Source organism: Brachybacterium nesterenkovii (assembly GCF_900163655.1).
Classification (GTDB): Bacteria; Actinomycetota; Actinomycetes; order Actinomycetales; family Dermabacteraceae; genus Brachybacterium; species Brachybacterium nesterenkovii.
In genome coordinates, this window is sequence record NZ_FWFG01000061.1 from 33913 (window position 1) to 50997 (window position 17085).

The following is a 17085-nucleotide window of genomic DNA, read 5'->3' on the forward strand; positions in this document are numbered from 1 at the left end:
CGGTGCTCTGATGCTCAGCGCCCACGTGCACTGACGCCTACCGCGCCGGCGAGATGGTGAGAGGCGCGCGACACGCCGTGTCATTGCGGCGCCCTCTCGGGTGGACCGGGTACGTTCGATGCGTGGCCTCCGCGCACTCCCCGTGCTTCCCCGAGGCCTCTGCACAGTCCCCCGCGTGCCGCGCGCGAGGGCCACGAACACTTCACGCTGGGAGATGACCATGGGTGCTTGGCACAACGCGATGGTGGCGCTCGGCCTCGCCAACGAGGTCGACGACGAGTACTACGAGGACGAGCTCGAAGCTCGCGAGAGCGCGCCCTCTTCGCACGGCTCGCGCCGTGCGGAGCTCGCCGAGACGCGAGAGCGCGAGGCCCAGGTGACCCCGATCCGTCAGCGACCCAGCGTCGTCCCGGCCACTCGACCCGCGGAGGCGTCGATGCACCGCATCACCACGATCCACCCGCGCTCCTACAACGACGCCAAGGCGATCGGGGAGTCCTTCCGCGACGGCGTGCCGGTCATCGTGAACCTCTCGGACATGCAGGACGGCGACGCCAAGCGCATGGTCGACTTCTCCGCCGGCCTGGTCTTCGGCCTCCGCGGCACCATCGAGCGCGTGACCTCGAAGGTCTTCCTGCTGAGCCCGGAGTTCGTCGAGGTCGACGGGGAGGCCTCGACCGACGAGGGCAGCTTCTACAACCAGAGCTGAGGCGCCCGCCCGTGCAGATCATCGCCGGGGTGGCCCATCTGGTCGTCCTCCTGTACATCCTGGTACTGCTCGCGCGCCTGGTGATCGACTGGATCCAGGCGTACGCGCCCGTCTACCGGCCGCGCGGCATCGTGCTCGTGCTCTTCGAGGCGGTCTACACCCTGACCGACCCTCCGGTGCGCCTGCTGCGCCGCTGGATCCCTCCGCTGCGGATCGGCGGGATCATGCTCGACCTCAGCCTGATGATCCTGCTGGTCGCCGGCTGGGTCCTGCTCTCGGTCCTCGGGGGTATCGTCCGGTCGTGACTTCCGGCGCATCCGGCGCGGATGCTTCCCGTCCCGACGGGCGGAACGGCCGGGTCATCGGATACCCTGGCTGTACTCGAAACCCGAGCCGGTGACGGCTCCCCAGGCGAGGTCTGCGACGGCGCCGCCCGGGAAACTCCGACTGAAAAGGTGACCCATGGCACTCATGCCCGAGGATCTGCAGAACAAGCGGTTCACTCCGGTGCGGTTCTCCGAAGGCTATGACATGGACGAGGTGGACAACTACCTCGACAACGACGTCATGCCGCGCCTGCAGGAGCTGCTCGACGAGAACAGCCGCCTGACCAAGGAGCTCGAGGAGGCGCACAACCGCATCGCCCAGCTCGAGGCCGGTGCCGGTGACGACACGGTCGCCGAGGACGCCGATGCGGCCGATGAGCCCGTCGCCCTCGCCGCCGCCGTCGAGGAGCCCGCGCCCGCCGCGGCCGCCCCCCAGGACGCCGCCGGCATCATCGCCCTGGCCAACCGCCTGCACGACGAGCACGTCAAGAACGGCGAGGACAAGCGCGACCAGCTCATCTCCGACGCCGAGAACGAGTCGCGCCGCATCATCGGCGAGGCCGAGGAGCACTCGCGCACCACGCTCGAGAACCTCGAGACCCAGAAGGCGGAGCTGGAGAAGTCGATCGAGGGCCTGCGGACCTTCGAGCGCGACTACCGCAACCGTCTGCGCAACTACCTCGAGAACCAGCTGCGTGAGCTCGACACCAGCGACACGCAGGACAAGCAGGTGAACTTCGGCCTGTGAACCGGAGTCCTTCCCAGTCGGCGAACGCCGGGCGCTCAGCGTCCGGCGTTCGCCGCGTCCGGGCCGCCGGACTCAGCCGCGGCGGGGCCATCGCGCTCATGTCCGCCCTCGCGCTCGTCGTGCTCGTCCTCGACCTGGTGTCCAAGAACTGGGCGGAGGACGCCCTCATGGACGTGGAGTCGCGCCCGTTGCTCGGCGACCTGCTGCAGCTGCGCCTCATCTACAACTCCGGCGCGGCCTGGGGCATGGGCGAGGGCATCACGCCGGTCATCACGTGCGTGCAGATCCTCATCTGCGTGGCCGCGATCCTCTTCGTGGTCCGCGGCGTGCGCTCGCGCATCTGGGTCGTGGCGCTCGGCCTGATCATCGGCGGCGCGCTCGGCAACATCCACGACCGCCTGCTGCGGGAGCCCGCCCCGTTCCGCGGCGAGGTGGTCGACTTCCTGCAGCTGCCGCACTGGCCGATCTTCAACATCGCCGACATCGGCGTGACGACCGGGGCGATCCTCATCGTGCTGCTCGGCGTGCTGGGGACGGCGCCGGACCCGAGCGCCGCCGGCGCGGAGCCGGCGGACGGCGCTGCGGAGCACGAGGAGCCGTCGGCGTGAACGACGTGCGCACGGTGCCCGTCCCCGACGGCCTCGCGGGCGAGCGCGTCGACGTCGGCATCGCTCGGCTGTTCGGCATCTCGCGCACGCGCGCGGCCGAGATCGTGATGGCCGGCGGCGTGGACCTCGACGGTGCGGCGCCCGCCCGCTCGACCCGCCTCGAGCCCGGGATGATGCTGACCGTCGAGATCCCCACCGAGCGTCCGGCCGTCGAGGTGCGGCCGATGATCGCGCCGGGCATGGAGCTCGTGCACGAGGACGCCGACATCGTGGTGGTCGACAAGCCCGTCGGCGTCGCCGCGCATCCGAGCGCGGGCTGGGACGGGCCGACGGTGCTGGGGCACCTGGCGGCCGCCGGCGTCTCGATCACCGCGGGCGGCCCGCCCGAGCGGCGCGGCATCGTCTCGCGCCTGGATGTCGGGACGAGCGGTCTGATGGTGATCGCGAAGTCCGAGCGCGCCTATCCGGTGCTGAAGGCGGCATTCAGCGAGCGCCGCGTCGACAAGATCTACCACGCCGTGGCCCAGGGGCACCTGGACCCCGCAGAGGGGACCATCGAGGCGCCCATCGGCCGCTCCCCGCACTACGACTACAAGTACGCCGTCATGTCGACCGGGAAGCACGCGGTCACGCGGTACACGGTCACCGAGCAGCTGCATGGCGCGGACCTGCTGCGGATCAAGCTCGAGACCGGTCGCACGCACCAGATCCGCGTGCATATGTCGGCGATGCGCCACCCGCTCGTCGGGGATCCGCTGTACGGGGCGGACCCGACGCTCGCCGAGAGGCTCGGCCTCGCGCGCCAGTGGCTGCACGCGATGGAGCTGTCGTTCGAGCATCCGACACGAGGGGAGCGCGTGAGCTTCACCTCGCACCACCCCGCGGACCTGCACCGGGCGCTCGAGGCGCTGCGGGAGGGCTGAGCGCGCGGCGCGATAGCGTCGGGGCATGAGCAGCGCACCGCCTGTCGGCTCCGGAGCCGAGGACGAATCCGATCCGGTAGGCCGACGTCAGCCGTCGGATGGGCCAGTGTCGTCGGATGTGCCTGCACCGACGAATCGCGCCGTGGACCGCTCCGACTTCCCCTGGGGCCGCGTGTCCGGCCTGCTGGGCGTCGACCCCGCTGATGCCCCCGTCGCGCTGCGCGATGCCGAGCGCGCCCGGGAGGCGGTGGCCGCGGCGAGCCGCGCGTTCCTCGAGGCCGACGACGACCGGCGGGCCGGCCGCACACCCTCGAGCCCGATCGCCGCGCACCCCGACTTCCCGACGGGCGTGGGCATGAGCCTGGTCGGTGCGGGCGTCCTGTGGGGGCAGACCGCGCACGTGCCGGCGATCGCCCTGCGGATGGCCAAGGACCACTACGAGGACGGCGACGACGAGCTCGCGGCCAGCTTCATCGCCCTCGTGCAGCAGACGGCCGAGCCCGGTCGCGATGATGCCGAGGCGTGGAGCGTGCAGTCGCTGCTGGTGGCGGTGCTGCAGCGCTCGGGGGATCCGGCCGCGGCCGACGCCCTGGCGCGGGACCTCGCCGCGCACGCGGTGCCGATCGACCTGTGGCGGGATGCCGCGCCGCACCTCCCCGAGGAGTCGATGGACTGGCACGGCGGGGCGCTTGTCGAGGGCATGCCGCCGCGGCGGGATGACCGCGCGCTCTCGGTCGAGAGCGCGGAGGAGCACCTCCAGCGCCTCATGACCGAGATGCTGCGGGAGGCCGAGGCGGAGGAGGATGGGGATGCGCCGAGCGCGTGACGGCGGCGGACGGCCGATCTCACCCCGCGCCCATGCCGCGGGGACCGGTGCGACGCACGGGACGGCAGGGAGTGGGCCGGAGACGGCTCCGAGCGCTGCGCCCCTGGCTGCGGAGGCATCGCTGTCCTCCGAGACGCTCTCGGCCGCGGAACCGATCCCGCCCTGCGACATGTTCCGGGTCCGACCCGCCGCATCCGGTGACATCGAGGCGATCCGCCGGATCGAGGTCGCCGCGGGGGAGATGTTCCGCGGGATCGGCATGGACGAGATCGCAGATGATGATCCGCCGACTCGCGGGGAGATCGCCCGGGCGATCGAGAGTCGTGGTGCGTGGGCGGCGGTCGACGCCGCTGACCGCCCCGTCGGGTATCTGGTCGCCTCCCGACTGCAGGGGAGCCTGCACGTCGACCAGGTGACGGTGCACCCCGATGCGGCGCGCCGGGGCATCGGGCGGCGACTGATATCGGCCGCGGACGCCTGCGCCGAGGCCGAGGGGACCGGGGCGCTGACGCTGACGACGTTCGCCCGGGTGCCGTGGAACGCGCCGTACTACCGGAGGCTCGGGTTCTCGGAGATGGGCGCGGACGGGCTTCCGGAGGACCTTGCGGCTGTCGTCGCGCACGAGGCGTCGCTGGGGCTTGCCCGCTGGCCGCGGGTGGTGATGCGGCGCGAGTGCGGCGCGATCAGACCGCCCGGCCGATCATGAATCCCTGCCCATCGGGCTCTGCCCCGTGGGCGGCGCGCTCGAGACGCGCCGCGATCTCGAACGATGAGCGCTCCAGCAGCGCGGTCATCGCCGTAAGGGAACGATGCCAGCGGGTGATCGAGACCTGGTGCCCGAAGGCGGCGAAGCCGTGTCCGACGGTGCGCGGGGCATCCCCCGTCTGGAAGGCGAGGAGCACATGCCCGCCGGGTTGCAGGACCCGTCGGATCTCGACGAGGGCGCAGGCGAGCTCGTCGTCGGGGATGTGGATGGTCGAGTACCAGGAGACGACCGCATCGAGGGCTCCGGCATCGTGCGGGAGGGCGGTGAGCTCCGCGACCACGACGGGGTGAGCCGGGTGGTCCTCGCGCGCTCGCCGCACCATGTCGCAGGAGATGTCGATGCCGTCGACCTGTGCCCCGCGGGAGGCCAGCAGCGGGAGGAGGCGACCTGCGCCGCAGCCCGCATCGAGGATCCGTCCGCCCGCGGGGACGAGGTCGAGCAGATGGTGGATCATCGCGAGGTCGATGGGCAGTTCCGCGTCGGTGCCGGGCAACCGTGCGGCATAGGTGTCGGCGACCTCGTCGTAGAAGCGGCGGGCGGCGGTGGCGGCGGGGGAGGGGGCGTCGGTCGGAGGCACGGTCTCAGTCTGCCGGTGCGCGGAGCGATGCGGGTGCAGCGGCCCGCGTGCCGTGGACTGTCACGCTGCGCAGCGGCGTCGCGCACTGCGGACTGCTGCGCTGCGCAGCGGCCACGCGCACTGCGGACTGCTGCGCTGCGCAGCGGCCACGCACACCGCGAGAACCCGCTCTGAACCGCCCTCGCGTTTCCTCCCCAATCAGAGTTATCCACAGGATGTCCTCGCAGGTCAGGGGGCGCTTCGTTCGTCGGACCCCTGCGATGGAATAGGGGCATGACGACGACACCGCACGCTGATCGACCCGATGCCTCCTGGGCATCCGGGGATGATGAGGCGCGCGGTCGGGCGACCGCGCCGAGCGGGGACCGCCGGGGCGATGCCCTGGCAGGCGTGGTCGATCTGGCAGGCGTGGTCGATCTGGCAGGTGTGGCCGATCTGGTAGGTGTGGTCGATCTGGCCGCCATCGCGCAGTCGCTGTCGGGCATCGATGCGGACGTCGTGCGCGATCTCGATGCCCGCGAGGCCTCGGAGCTCCTCGCGGCCGCCAGTGCGGTGCGCTCGGCGCTCGCCGCCCTCGAGGATCGCGCCATGGTCGCCCTCGACGTTCGGTTGCGCGAGGAGGAGGCAGAGCGCGGGGTGCCCGAGAGCCGACGCGGTCGCACCTGCGCCCACCACATCTCCATGGCGCTTCGCATCTCGCCCGCGCAGTCGTCGCGTCGGCTCGCCGCCGCCCGTCGGCTCGTCCGGGACATGCCTCGCATGCACGCGGCGCTCGCCACAGGGCGCCTTCCCGAAGCCTCCGCACTCGCGATCGGCACGGTGAGCGGGCCGCTGGGCCCCGCTCTCCGCCGCGAGGCCGATGCCGTGCTCGATCAGCACCTCGGACACCTCGAGGACGCCTCGGCCGCCCAATGGACCCAGGAGGTCGATCTGCTCGCCCACCGTCTGGCGCCCGACGGCTTCGCGTCCCGCCATGCGCAGGCGAAGCGGGAGCGCTCGGTGAGCATCGGGCGCGCTCCGCACGGCATGGCCCACCTGCACGCGACGCTCCCCGGCCTCGACGCAGCGGCGATCCGCAAGCGCCTGTCGCTCGAGGCCGAGCGGCTCCGCGCCGAGGGGGACCGCCGAGGCCACGGCCAGATCATGGCGGACCTCCTGGCCGACACCCTGCTGGGCCGGGACGAAGCGCTCGAGCCGGTGCGGCTGGACGTCGGCGTGATCATCACCGACCGGGTGCTGCTGGGATCCGACGAGGGCGGCGCCACCATCGAGGGCTACGGAACCGTCCCTGCCGAGGCGATCCGCGAGGCCGTCGGGGAGCGCGTCCCGCGGGAGGGGGCCGGAGCGCTTCCCGAGGGCGTAAGGGCGACAGGGGCAGGGGAGCCGCGCCTCCGCAGTCCCGAGAACGCCGCCCGCGACAGCCTCGCGACGCTCCGTCGTCTCTACACGCACCCGAGCTCCGGGGAGCTCGTCGCCGTGGAGTCCCGTGCCCGCGCGTTCCCGCGGGCGCTGGCCCGGATGATCCGCATGGGGCAGGTCGGATGCGCCGGCCCGTACTGCGGCGCGCCGATCCGACATCTCGACCACATCCGGGCCGTCGCCGACGGCGGCGCGACCGCGGTCTCCAACGGTCAGGGGCTCTGCGCCCGCTGCAACCTCGTCAAGGAGCAGGTCGCCGCGGTGACTCCGGCCGTCGAGGACGGGGCACGGGTGGTCACGTGGCGGTCGGTCCTCGGCCGGCGGGCGCGACGGACGGGGACACCGGTCGAGGGGCGGCATGGCGATTCAGTCTCCGAGCCTCCGTGATCGGGCAGATCACGGCACATCGGATCCGCACCCTGCTCCGCGGCGGGTGACGTAGGAGGTCGAAGAGCCTTCCGCCCTTCTCTCAGGGCACGCGCCTGCTGTTCGTCGGGCGGTCGGCTCAGACGGTTCTTGAAGCGTCACCCGAATCCGATGCAGGCCATGTCGTTGGACCACCGGAATACTTCTGCGCATGCCAGACGAGGACATCGAAGACCCGGAGGAGCGACACGTTCGCTCGGTCAGCAATGGCCGAGTGGCGCAGCCTCTCGAGCCTCTCGATGAGCTCTGGATCCTGAAGGAGGGAGTGCATCACGATCCAGTGCTCGCCGGAGTGCGGAAGATCCAAGGCCTGCCCGACGTGACTGTCCCAGATCGGGATGAGATGCGGACGCTTCCGGGCGAGCAGCTTGCTGACCCGGGTCTCGCCCATGCCCCACGAGACCGGCAGATGATGGGCCCTCAAGATGTCCCAGAGCATGCGTCCGGGGCTGTCCGATGCCCCAAGAACCTGTTCGAACGCGGCGTAGTCCATCGTGTGGAGTGCCAGGTCGGAGGGTACCTGACGAAGGAGGGCTTCGATCTGCGGCCCGCTCTGCTCCAGGATGCCGATCACGGCCTCTGCGCTGACCTCGACGGAGAGGAAGGCCAGGGAGAGCAGATCGGCGGGGGTGACCGTGTCCTGGTCGCCGTCTACTCGGCCGAAGCTGTCGAACCGCGAGCCGCTGAAGACGGGAAGACTCGTCGTCTCGGGCCCGATCGACGCAAAGCGCCTGTACTCCTTGTGAGTACCGAAGTAATTCCGCAGGCGAAGGATGGCCTCGTCCTCGAACCGTGCGGTCAGAATGTCGGGGACGACAGGCATGGGCTCCATGGTTCTTATTCTTTTTCTCTCGTCTCGTTCCGGTACTGTAAGGGCGAGAGCCGTCGTTTGTCGCACCTCGGGTGCAGGGTCTGGGCATGTGGGATCTGCGAAATGCCGTCGGCACCGGAGCTAGCGCGGGGAGCGTCCTGGAAGCGGCTCGCGGACTGGCTCGTGCCATGGTCGAAGACGACCGCTGTGGACCCGTCGATGAGACGTATCGGTCCCACCCGGACTTCCCGATCGTCCTCGCAGAGCGTTTTGCCCAGGTCCTGCACGCGACGGCGAATCGTGAGGAGTCCGAGTTCGCGATCCTGCTCCTGCTGCTGGCTGCTCGTGCCCGGGCGATAGATGGCGAGTGGCATGCGGCTCTGCTTCTGATGAGTTCGTTGTCGATCGCCACTGGGGAGCGCACCGGCGGGAGAGAGACGGAGATCGTTGCCGATCTGCTCGCTGCGGTGGTCGAGCGTGTCGGCCCTGCATCCTCGTTGTCGTCCTGCGGGACGGCAGCGTTCAGCGGCCGGCGGTCGCGGGGGCTGTGGCGCGACCTGAGCGAATGGGATCTCGAACTCGGGGATGATGCTGGACGGCTGTTCAGGTTCGGTAGAGGACCGCTCGAGCCGGATTGGTCGCATCGGCCGACAGGGGAGGATCGAGAGGAGGTTTGGTGCCCTGGTGGCACCTGGGAACTCCGCGCTCTTGCTCTACTCCGGCCGCGGCCGTCGGTGAACTTGACTCGCTGGAGCCGCGGTCGGAGGACACGGACTTTTGGATCGCATGTCGTGCACCGTGGAGTCGATCGCGGGTGGCCCCACTGTCCGCGCCGCCGTCGTCCGCCACACTGAGCTTCCCTGGGGCCTTCGTTCGTCGGACCCCGCGACTACCCTGGTCGGCATGGCTGATTCGGACTTCGTGCACCTCCACTCCCACACGGACTACTCCCTGCTGGACGGTGCCGCGAAGATCAGCAAGCTCGTCGCGGAGGCCGCTGACCAGGGCCAGAAGGCCGTCGCGATCACGGACCACGGCTACGTGTTCGGCGCCTACGAGTTCTACAAGAACGCGGTGGCCGCCGGCGTGAAGCCGATCATCGGCGTCGAGGCCTACGTGACGCCGGGGACCAGCCGCCACGACCGCACCCGCGTGCAGTGGGGCACCAAGGCGCAGCAGGACGCGGGCGACGACGTCTCCGCCCGCGGCGCCTACACCCACCTGACCCTGCTGTCCCGCACCACCGAGGGCATGCACAACCTGTTCCGCCTCGCCTCCTCCGCGAGCCTCGACGGGCAGATGGGCAAGTGGCCCCGCATGGACCGCGAGATCCTCTCGAAGTACTCCGACGGCCTGATCGCGTCGACGGGCTGCCCCTCGGGCGAGATCCAGACGCGCATCCGCCTGGGCCACTGGGACGAGGCGCTCAAGGCCGCCGGCGAGTACCAGGACATGTTCGGCAAGGAGAACTACTTCGTCGAGCTCATGGACCATGGGCTGGATCTCGAGAAGCGCGTGACGTCGCAGCTCATCGAGCTGTCTAAGAAGATCGGCGCGCCGCTGCTGGCCACCAACGACCTGCACTACGTCACCAAGGACGACGCGAAGATCCAGGACGCCCTCCTGTGCATCAACTCGGGCTCCACGTTCGACACCCCCGGGCGCTTCAAGTTCGACGGCTCCGGCTACTACCTCAAGTCCGCCCAGGAGATGCGCGAGCTGTTCCGCGACCTCCCCGAGGCCTGCGACAACACGCTCAAGGTCGCGGAGATGTGCGACGTCTCCTTCACCACCACCGCCGAGGGCGCGAACTTCATGCCCGTCTTCCCGACCCCGCCGGGGGAGGACGAGCACTCGTGGTTCATCAAGGAGGTCGAGCGGGGCCTGGAGTACCGCTACCCCAGCGGCATCCCCGACGCCGTCCGGGAGCGCGCGAACTTCGAGGTCGGGATCATCACCCAGATGGGCTTCCCCGGCTACTTCCTCGTCGTCTCCGACTTCATCCGCTGGGCCAAGGAGAACGGGATCCGCGTGGGGCCGGGCCGAGGCTCGGGCGCCGGCTCGATGGTCGCCTACGCCATGCGCATCACCGACCTCGACCCCCTCGAGCACGGCCTGCTGTTCGAGCGCTTCCTCAACCCGGACCGCGTCTCGATGCCCGACTTCGACGTCGACTTCGATGATCGCCGCCGCGGCGAGGTCCTCGAGTACGTGACGCGCAAGTACGGCGACGACCGCGTCGCGCAGGTCATCACCTACGGGGTCATGAAGACCAAGAACTCGCTGAAGGACGCCGCGCGCGTGCTCGGCTACCCGTACGCGATGGGCGACCGCCTCACCAAGGCGCTGCCGCCGGCCGTGATGGGCAAGGACATCTCGCTGAAGGGGATCTTCGACCCGCAGGACAAGCGCTACGCGGAGGCCGGCGAGTTCCGCCGCATCCACGACGAGGACCCGGACGTCCAGAAGGTCTACGAGATCGCCAGCGGCGTCGAGGGCCTGACCCGCGGCTGGGGCGTCCACGCCTGCGCGGTCATCATGTCCAGCGCCCCGCTCATCGACATCATCCCGATGATGCGCCGCCCCTCCGACGGCCAGATCATCACGCAGTTCGACTACCCGACGTGCGAGACGCTCGGCCTGCTGAAGATGGACTTCCTGGGCCTGCGCAACCTCACCGTCATCTCGGACGCGCTGGAGAACATCGAGCGCAACGGCAAGACGCCGCCGGACTTCGAGACGCTCGGCTTCGACGATCCCGCCACCTACGAGCTGCTGGGCCACGGCGACACCCTGGGCGTGTTCCAGCTGGACGGCTCCGGCATGCGCACCCTGCTGCGGCAGATGAAGCCCGACAAGTTCGGCGACATCTCGGCCGTCTCGGCCCTGTACCGCCCGGGTCCGATGGGCATGAACTCCCACACCAACTACGCGCTGCGCAAGAACGACCTGCAGCCGATCACGCCGATCCACCCGGAGCTCGAGGAGCCGCTCGCGGAGATCCTCTCGGAGACCTACGGCCTGATCGTCTATCAGGAGCAGGTCATGCAGATCGCGCAGAAGGTGGCCGGGTACTCGCTCGGCGAGGCCGACATCCTGCGCCGCGCGATGGGCAAGAAGAAGAAGGCGGAGCTGGACAAGCAGTACGTCTCCTTCCAGGGCGGGATGAAGGAGCGCGGCTTCTCCGACGCCGCGGTCAAGGCCCTGTGGGACACCCTGCTGCCGTTCGCCGACTACGCGTTCAACAAGTCGCACTCCGCGGCCTACGGCGTGGTCTCCTACTGGACCGGGTACCTCAAGGCGAACTTCCCGACCGAGTACATGGCCGCGCTGCTCACCTCCACGCAGGAGAACCGCGACCGTCTGGGCCTGTACCTGGGAGACTGCCGCCACCGCCACATCACGGTGCTGCCGCCGGACGTCAACGAGTCCGACATGTACTTCTCGGCCGTCGGCGACGACATCCGCTTCGGGCTGTCGGCGATCCGCAACGTCGGCGCCAACGTGGTCGACGCGATCCTGAAGACCCGCGAGGAGAAGGGCGCCTTCACGTCCTTCACGGACTTCCTCGACAAGGTCCCGCTGTCGGTGTGCAACAAGCGCACGATCGAGTCGCTCATCAAGGGCGGCGCCTTCGACTCCCTCGGTGCCAACCGCCGCTCCCTTGTGCTCGTGCACGAGGACGCGGTCGACTCCGTCGTCGATGTCAAGCGCAAGGAGGCCCAGGGCCAGTACGACCTCTTCTCCGACCTGCTCGGCGGGGGAGGGGACGACGACGTCCAGACCGGGTCGAGCGCGACCATCACCATCCCCGAGCTGCCCGAGTGGGACCGCAAGGAGAAGCTGGCCTTCGAGCGCAACATGCTGGGCCTGTACGTCTCCGACCACCCGCTGCAGGGCCTCGAGCACGTGATCGCCCAGAACTCGAGCACGACCATCAGCGCGCTCGCCGACGAGGGCGCCGTCGAGGACGGGGCGATGGTGCAGATCGCGGGGCTCATCACGAGCCTCCAGCGCAAGACCACCAAGAAGGGCGACATGTGGGCGATCGCCACGGTCGAGGACCTCGAGGGATCGGTCGACTGCCTGATGTTCCCCTCGACGTACCAGACCGTCGCGACCGAGCTCGCCGAGGACCTCGTCGTGTCCATGAAGGGCCGCATCGACACCTCCAAGGGCATGCCCGAGCTGCGGGTCATGGAGATGACGATCCCCGACGTCTCCAACGCCGGGGGCGACGGGCCCGTCACGATCTCCCTGCCCGCGATGCGCGCGAGCGAGCGCGTGATCACCGACCTGCGGGGCGTGCTCGAGGACAATCCCGGCATGAGCGAGGTGCGCCTGAAGCTCATGGAGCCGGGGCGCTCGACGCTCATGCGGCTCGACAACCGCTTGTCGGTCACGCCGTCGGCCGCCCTCTACGCGTCGCTCAAGGCGCTGCTGGGGCCCGGCTGCCTGCAGTGACGCCTGGCCGTCCGCAGTGACGGCTGGTCGCCGGCGGTGATGAGCGATGCGCGGCAGGGCGCAGCGGTGATGGGGACGCGGGCCTGGACGCCCCGATCGTCCTGCGCGGGCGGCGGCTAGGCTCGGACCATGGCTCCGATGAACGTCACCGACCTGCGTTCGACCGACCTCAGCCCGGCCCGGCTGCGGGAGGCGATGCCGCGCCCCGAGCTCGACGTCGATGCGGCCATGCAGTCTGTAGCAGGTGTCGTCGAGGACGTCCGCACCCGCGGCGCCGAGGCCGTCCTCGAGGCGGGGGAGCGCTTCGACGGCGTGCGCCCGCCGTCCCTGCGCGTGCCCGCGGAGGTCATCGCCGAGGCCCTCGAGACCCTCGACCCGGAGATCCGCGCGGCCATCGAGGTGTCGATCGAGCGCGTCCGCGCGGTCGATGAGGCGCAGCGCCGCGAGGACGAGGTCGTCGAGGTGACCCCCGGCGGCGTCGTCCGCCAGCGCTGGGTGCCCGTCGAGCGCGTAGGCCTGTACGTGCCCGGCGGCAGGGCCGTGCTGCCCAGCTCCGTCGTCATGAACGCCGTGCCCGCGATCACCGCGGGCGTGCGCCAGATCGTCCTCGCCTCCCCGCCGCAGAAGGACTTCGGCGGCTGGCCCCACCCGACGATCCTCGCGGCCTGCGCCCTGCTGGGCGTCGAGACCGTGATCGCCGCGGGCGGCGCCCAGGCCGTCGCGCTGCTGGCCCACGGCGCCGAGGACCTCGGCGACGGCACGGCGCTGGATGGCGTCGACATGATCACCGGCCCGGGCAACGTGTACGTCACGGCGGCCAAGCGCCTGGTCCGCGGCACCGTCGGCATCGACGCCGAGGCCGGTCCCACCGAGATCGCGATCCTCGCCGATGAGACCGCCGATCCGCGCTATGTCGCGGCGGACCTCATCTCCCAGGCCGAGCACGATCCGCTCGCCGCGTCCGTGCTCGTGACCGACTCCGATGAGCTCGCGCGCGCCGTCGATGCGGAGCTCGAGGTGCAGATCCCGCAGACCGAGCACGTCGAGCGGATCCGCGAGGCCCTCGCCGGGCGCCAGAGCGGGACGATCCTCGTGGACGATCTCGAGCAGGGCCTGGCCGTTGTCAACGCCTACGGCGCCGAGCACCTGGAAATCCAGACGGCCGATGCCGCCGCCGTGGCGGCCCGCGTGACCAACGCCGGAGCCGTCTTCGTCGGCTCGTACAGCCCCGTCAGCCTGGGCGACTACAACGCCGGGTCCAATCACGTGCTGCCCACCGGCGGCACCTCGCGCTTCGGCGGCGGCCTGGCCGTGCAGTCGTTCCTGCGCGGCATCCACGTCATCGAGTACGACGAGCCGGCGCTCGCCGCCTCCCGGGTCGCCGCGACGACGCTCGCGAAGGCCGAGGGACTGCCTGCGCACGGGCGCGCCATCGACATCCGCTTCGACGCGTGACGGGCGCAGCGGGCGCCTCGCGGGGCGCAGGACAGGACGGAGCCGTCGTGACGACGGGCGCTGCGGAGGCCGACCATCGAACGCGAGCCGATGCGAGCTTCGTGATCCGCGGGGCCCGCCCCGAGGACGTCGAGGCGATCTGCCAGCGGATCGTCGACCTCGCCGTCTACGAGCGAGAGCCCGACGCCGCGACCGGGACGCCCGAGGACCTGCGCCGTGCCCTGTTCGGCGCGGACCCGGCGGTCTTCTGCCATGTCGCCGAGACGACCGGGCCCGACGGCGGGACCGAGATCGCGGGCATCGCCCTGTGGTTCCTCACCTACTCCACGTGGGAGGCGCGCCACGGGATCTGGCTCGAGGACCTCTTCGTCCTGCCCGAGCACCGCGGCAGCGGAATGGGCCTCGCCCTCCTGCAGACCCTCGCGGGCATCTGCCGCGAGCGCGGCTACAAGCGTCTGGAGTGGTGCGTGCTCGACTGGAACGAGCCGTCGATCCGCTTCTACGAGTCGGTCGGCGCGCGCCCGCAGTCCGACTGGACGACGTACCGTCTCGCGGGCGAGGCCCTCGAGGTCTTCGGGCGCTGAGAGGCGCGCGCGAGGCACGCGCCGCCGTGCGGTGCGCCCAACCGCCGCCCGCGGCTGTGGCCGCGCGATGTGCGTCGAGTCCCGTGGCGATGTCCGCGCGAGGTGCACCGAGCCCTGTGGCTGTCTCAGCGCGAGGTGCATCCTGCCGCCGCACTGTGCTTCAACGCGGGTCTCCTGCCGCGCGCGCTCGCGCGAGGATCTGCCCGATCACCTCGCCCTTGGCCTCGGCGTAGTCGTTGACCGTCGGCCACTCCTGCTCGGCGAGCATCCGCTTCGTCCGCTCGTACAGCGCGCGATCCTCGGCATCGCCGCGCAGGCGGTCGCGCAGGACGAGGTAGGCGTCGGCCGCGGGGTCGTCCTCGGCGAGGATGTGGATATTCGCATTCCGTTCGGGCGGCCGCACCATCCGGTGCCCGTCCTCGCGCACGCGCAGCACGTAGCCCGCGTCCAGGACGGCAGGGAGATAGGCCGCATCGGCGTCGATGTCGGTGACCGTGACGAGCACGTCGATGATCGGCTTGGCGCCGAGCCCCGGGACGGAGGTCGAGCCGATGTGCTCGATCCGCAGGGCCGACGCTCCCAGCGCGGCCCGGAGCACGCGCTCGTGCTCCCGGTAGCGTGCGGGCCAGGCGGGATCGGGGGCGGCGATGACGATCCGCTGATGCTCCGGGCCGCCGATGATGCCCCAGGGGAAGGAGTCGCCCGCAGCGCTCACCGGGACTCGTCCGCGGTCGCGTCCTCGGCGGCAGCGGTGCCCGCATCCACCGACGCGTTCTCCTCGTCCGTCTCGTCCGTCGCGACGGTGCCCGCGGTCCCGTCCGCCTTCCGCAGCTGCGCGGCGTCGATCACCTCGCGCCGCTCCCGGCGCGTGACGAACGAGGCGACCGCGCGCCAGCCCAGCATGAACAGCGCCAGGAACGTCGCGGTCACGATGATGAACGAGGTCTCGGTGCCCGCGCCGAACAGGGTGCGGATCGCCATGGCCGCGGCGATCGTGATCGCCCAGATGAACACGCCGTGCGGCCACAGCGCGAAGGGGGCGCGCCAGGAGCGGATCGTGAGGTGCCCCAGCAGCATCCCGACGAGGAACGGCCAGGCCACGAGCCCCACCGTCGAGGTGGTCAGGGGCGTCGCGTGCTGCATGAGCCCGATCGCGACGAAGAGGAGGACGGCCAGGGCATCGCCCACCAGGGCGCCGACGGAACGCATCATCCCGCCAGGGTAGGCCAGCTGCGCCCGCGGGCGCGTCCGGGACGCTCGGACAGCCGGACGCTCGCGCTGCCGTCCTGACTACCATGGGGGCCATGCCCTCAGCCCTGCCCCTGCCCGCCGTGCGCGACGACCTCGTCGGCGTCGAGCCCTACGGGGCGCCGCAGATCGAGGTGCCCCATCTGCTGAACGTCAACGAGAACCCGTTCCCGCCCTCGCCCGCGCTCGTCGCGGACCTCGGCGCCGCGGTCTCGGCCGCGGCGGGCGCCCTCAACCGCTACCCGGACCGCGAGTTCCTCGACCTGCGCCGTGACCTCGCGGACTTCCTCGCCGAGGAGTCCGACGCCCGCGGCCTCCTGCCCGAGCAGCTGTGGGCGGCCAACGGCTCCAACGAGATCATGCAGCAGCTGTTCCAGGCCTACGGCGGGCCCGGACGCAGCGCCCTGTCCTTCGCGCCCCACTACTCCATGTACCCCGAGTACGCGCGCGACACCTTCACCGGGTGGATCGCCGCCGACCGCGGCCCCGCCCCGGACTTCGCCCTCGACGCGGCGACCGCGACCGCGGCGATCGCCGAGCACCGGCCCGCGATCGTGCTGCTCACCAGCCCCAACAACCCCACCGGCACGGCGCTGGACCTCGACGTCGTCCGCGCCGCCGCCCGGGCCCAGGGCGAGCACCGTGGCCTGCTGATCGTCGACGAGGCCTACGGGGAGTTCCGCCGCGACGGCGTCCCGAGCGCCCTCACGATCCTCGCCGAGCATCCCAACCTGGTCGTCACCCGCACCATGTCCAAGGCCTTCGCGCTCGCCGGCGCCCGTCTGGGCTATCTCGCGGCCGATCCGGCCGTGGTCGACGCCGTCCGCGTCGTCCGCCTCCCGTACCACCTGTCCGCCGCGACCCAGGCGGTCGCCCGCACGGCGCTGGCGCATCGCACCGAGCTGCTCGGGCAGGTCGCGCTGCTGCGGACGGAGCGGGACGCCCTCGCTGAGCACCTGCGCGACCGCGGTCACGACGTCGCCCCCTCGGACTCGAACTTCATCCTGTACCGCGCCTTCGCCGACCGCCACGACGTCTGGCAGCGCCTGCTGGACCAGGGGGTGCTGATCCGCGAGGTCGGCCCCGCCGGCTGGCTGCGCGTCTCCGTCGGCACGCCCGAGGACAATGCCGCCTTCCGCCGTGCGCTCGAGACCGCCGACCCTGTTCCCGCAGCGACCGCGGCCCCCTCAGACCC

General features: G+C 71.0%; 17 protein-coding genes. 12 read left to right on the forward strand and 5 right to left on the reverse strand.

Going from position 1 to position 17085, the window contains the following annotated elements; genetic code table 11:
- Nucleotides 1–220 precede the first annotated feature (220 nt).
- From FM110_RS06930 to FM110_RS06960, 7 genes are all read left to right on the forward strand, one after another.
- Nucleotides 221–709 (forward strand): cell division protein SepF, encoded by a 489-nt coding sequence (locus FM110_RS06930; RefSeq protein WP_087103955.1) that lies wholly within the window; start codon nt 221–223, stop codon nt 707–709.
- An 11-nt stretch (nt 710–720) separates the two neighbouring features.
- Nucleotides 721–1014: a YggT family protein gene (locus FM110_RS06935; protein WP_087103923.1), complete on the forward strand. Its 294-nt coding sequence runs from the start codon at nt 721–723 to the stop codon at nt 1012–1014.
- A 157-nt stretch (nt 1015–1171) separates the two neighbouring features.
- Nucleotides 1172–1783, forward strand: a complete 612-nt coding sequence (locus FM110_RS06940) for a DivIVA domain-containing protein (RefSeq protein ID WP_087103925.1) — start codon at nt 1172–1174, stop codon at nt 1781–1783.
- Nucleotides 1784–1881: 98 nt separating this feature from the next.
- Entirely contained in the window at nt 1882–2391 is a 510-nt protein-coding gene (lspA, locus tag FM110_RS06945) for a signal peptidase II (protein WP_087103926.1), read from the forward strand.
- Nucleotides 2388–3314, forward strand: coding sequence for an RluA family pseudouridine synthase (locus FM110_RS06950; protein ID WP_087103928.1), 927 nt, complete (start codon nt 2388–2390; stop codon nt 3312–3314). The genes lspA and FM110_RS06950 overlap by 4 nt, the downstream gene beginning before the upstream one ends.
- A gap of 142 nt (nt 3315–3456) precedes the next feature.
- The gene (locus FM110_RS06955; protein ID WP_234992000.1) at nt 3457–4140 is read left to right on the forward strand and encodes a hypothetical protein; all 684 of its coding nucleotides are present in this window, start codon (nt 3457–3459) and stop codon (nt 4138–4140) included.
- Nucleotides 4141–4309: 169 nt separating this feature from the next.
- Nucleotides 4310–4846 carry a GNAT family N-acetyltransferase gene (locus FM110_RS06960; protein WP_087103956.1) on the forward strand — a complete coding sequence of 179 codons (537 nt, stop codon included), beginning with the start codon at nt 4310–4312 and terminating at the stop codon, nt 4844–4846.
- Here FM110_RS06960 and FM110_RS06965 read toward each other — a convergent pair.
- Nucleotides 4824–5483 (reverse strand): class I SAM-dependent methyltransferase, encoded by a 660-nt coding sequence (locus FM110_RS06965; protein WP_234992002.1) that lies wholly within the window; start codon nt 5481–5483, stop codon nt 4824–4826. The two genes, FM110_RS06960 and FM110_RS06965, sit on opposite strands and share 23 nt — an antisense overlap.
- Nucleotides 5484–5873: 390 nt before the next feature.
- Between FM110_RS06965 and FM110_RS06970 the strand changes: the two genes are divergently transcribed.
- Nucleotides 5874–7289: an HNH endonuclease gene (locus tag FM110_RS06970; RefSeq protein WP_159458001.1), complete on the forward strand. Its 1416-nt coding sequence runs from the start codon at nt 5874–5876 to the stop codon at nt 7287–7289.
- Nucleotides 7290–7407: 118 nt separating this feature from the next.
- On the opposite strand, the gene FM110_RS06975 is transcribed toward FM110_RS06970, so the two are convergent.
- Nucleotides 7408–8151, reverse strand: a complete 744-nt coding sequence (locus FM110_RS06975; RefSeq protein WP_143276301.1) for a DUF6308 family protein — start codon at nt 8149–8151, stop codon at nt 7408–7410.
- Between the two features lie 14 nt (nt 8152–8165).
- Complete coding sequence (locus tag FM110_RS06980) at nt 8166–8513, reverse strand: hypothetical protein (protein WP_087103937.1); 348 nt, start codon at nt 8511–8513, stop codon at nt 8166–8168.
- Between the two features lie 529 nt (nt 8514–9042).
- Between FM110_RS06980 and dnaE the strand changes: the two genes are divergently transcribed.
- From dnaE to FM110_RS06995, 3 genes are all read left to right on the forward strand, one after another.
- Nucleotides 9043–12603 (forward strand): DNA polymerase III subunit alpha, encoded by a 3561-nt coding sequence (gene dnaE, locus FM110_RS06985; protein ID WP_087103939.1) that lies wholly within the window; start codon nt 9043–9045, stop codon nt 12601–12603.
- A gap of 129 nt (nt 12604–12732) precedes the next feature.
- A complete protein-coding gene (hisD, locus tag FM110_RS06990; protein WP_087103941.1) occupies nt 12733–14058 on the forward strand; it encodes a histidinol dehydrogenase in 1326 nt (441 codons plus the stop codon).
- Nucleotides 14059–14105: 47 nt separating this feature from the next.
- Nucleotides 14106–14642, forward strand: coding sequence for a GNAT family N-acetyltransferase (locus tag FM110_RS06995; RefSeq protein ID WP_234992004.1), 537 nt, complete (start codon nt 14106–14108; stop codon nt 14640–14642).
- A 160-nt stretch (nt 14643–14802) separates the two neighbouring features.
- On the opposite strand, the gene FM110_RS07000 is transcribed toward FM110_RS06995, so the two are convergent.
- Both FM110_RS07000 and FM110_RS07005 read right to left on the reverse strand, forming a co-directional pair.
- On the reverse strand, nt 14803–15357 hold the full coding sequence (locus FM110_RS07000) for a GrpB family protein (RefSeq protein ID WP_087103943.1): 555 nt from the start codon (nt 15355–15357) through the stop codon (nt 14803–14805).
- Entirely contained in the window at nt 15354–15854 is a 501-nt protein-coding gene (locus FM110_RS07005; protein ID WP_087103945.1) for a DUF3054 domain-containing protein, read from the reverse strand. Before FM110_RS07005 ends, FM110_RS07000 begins: the two co-directional genes overlap by 4 nt.
- 92 nt (nt 15855–15946) lie before the next feature.
- Between FM110_RS07005 and FM110_RS07010 the strand changes: the two genes are divergently transcribed.
- A partial coding sequence (locus FM110_RS07010; protein ID WP_200810189.1) for a histidinol-phosphate transaminase occupies nt 15947–17085 on the forward strand: 1139 nt, incomplete at its 3' end.

Coding starts and splice junctions, on each gene's coding strand:
- FM110_RS06930 (WP_087103955.1), top strand. CDS start 221: ATGGGTGCTTGGCACAACGCGATGGTGGCGCTCGGCCTCGCCAACGAG.
- FM110_RS06940 (WP_087103925.1), top strand. CDS start 1,172: ATGGCACTCATGCCCGAGGATCTGCAGAACAAGCGGTTCACTCCGGTG.
- lspA (WP_087103926.1), top strand. CDS start 1,882: ATGTCCGCCCTCGCGCTCGTCGTGCTCGTCCTCGACCTGGTGTCCAAG.
- FM110_RS06960 (WP_087103956.1), top strand. CDS start 4,310: ATGTTCCGGGTCCGACCCGCCGCATCCGGTGACATCGAGGCGATCCGC.
- FM110_RS06975 (WP_143276301.1), bottom strand. CDS start 8,151: ATGCCTGTCGTCCCCGACATTCTGACCGCACGGTTCGAGGACGAGGCC.
- FM110_RS06980 (WP_087103937.1), bottom strand. CDS start 8,513: ATGCCACTCGCCATCTATCGCCCGGGCACGAGCAGCCAGCAGCAGGAG.
- dnaE (WP_087103939.1), top strand. CDS start 9,043: ATGGCTGATTCGGACTTCGTGCACCTCCACTCCCACACGGACTACTCC.
- hisD (WP_087103941.1), top strand. CDS start 12,733: ATGGCTCCGATGAACGTCACCGACCTGCGTTCGACCGACCTCAGCCCG.
- FM110_RS07005 (WP_087103945.1), bottom strand. CDS start 15,854: ATGATGCGTTCCGTCGGCGCCCTGGTGGGCGATGCCCTGGCCGTCCTC.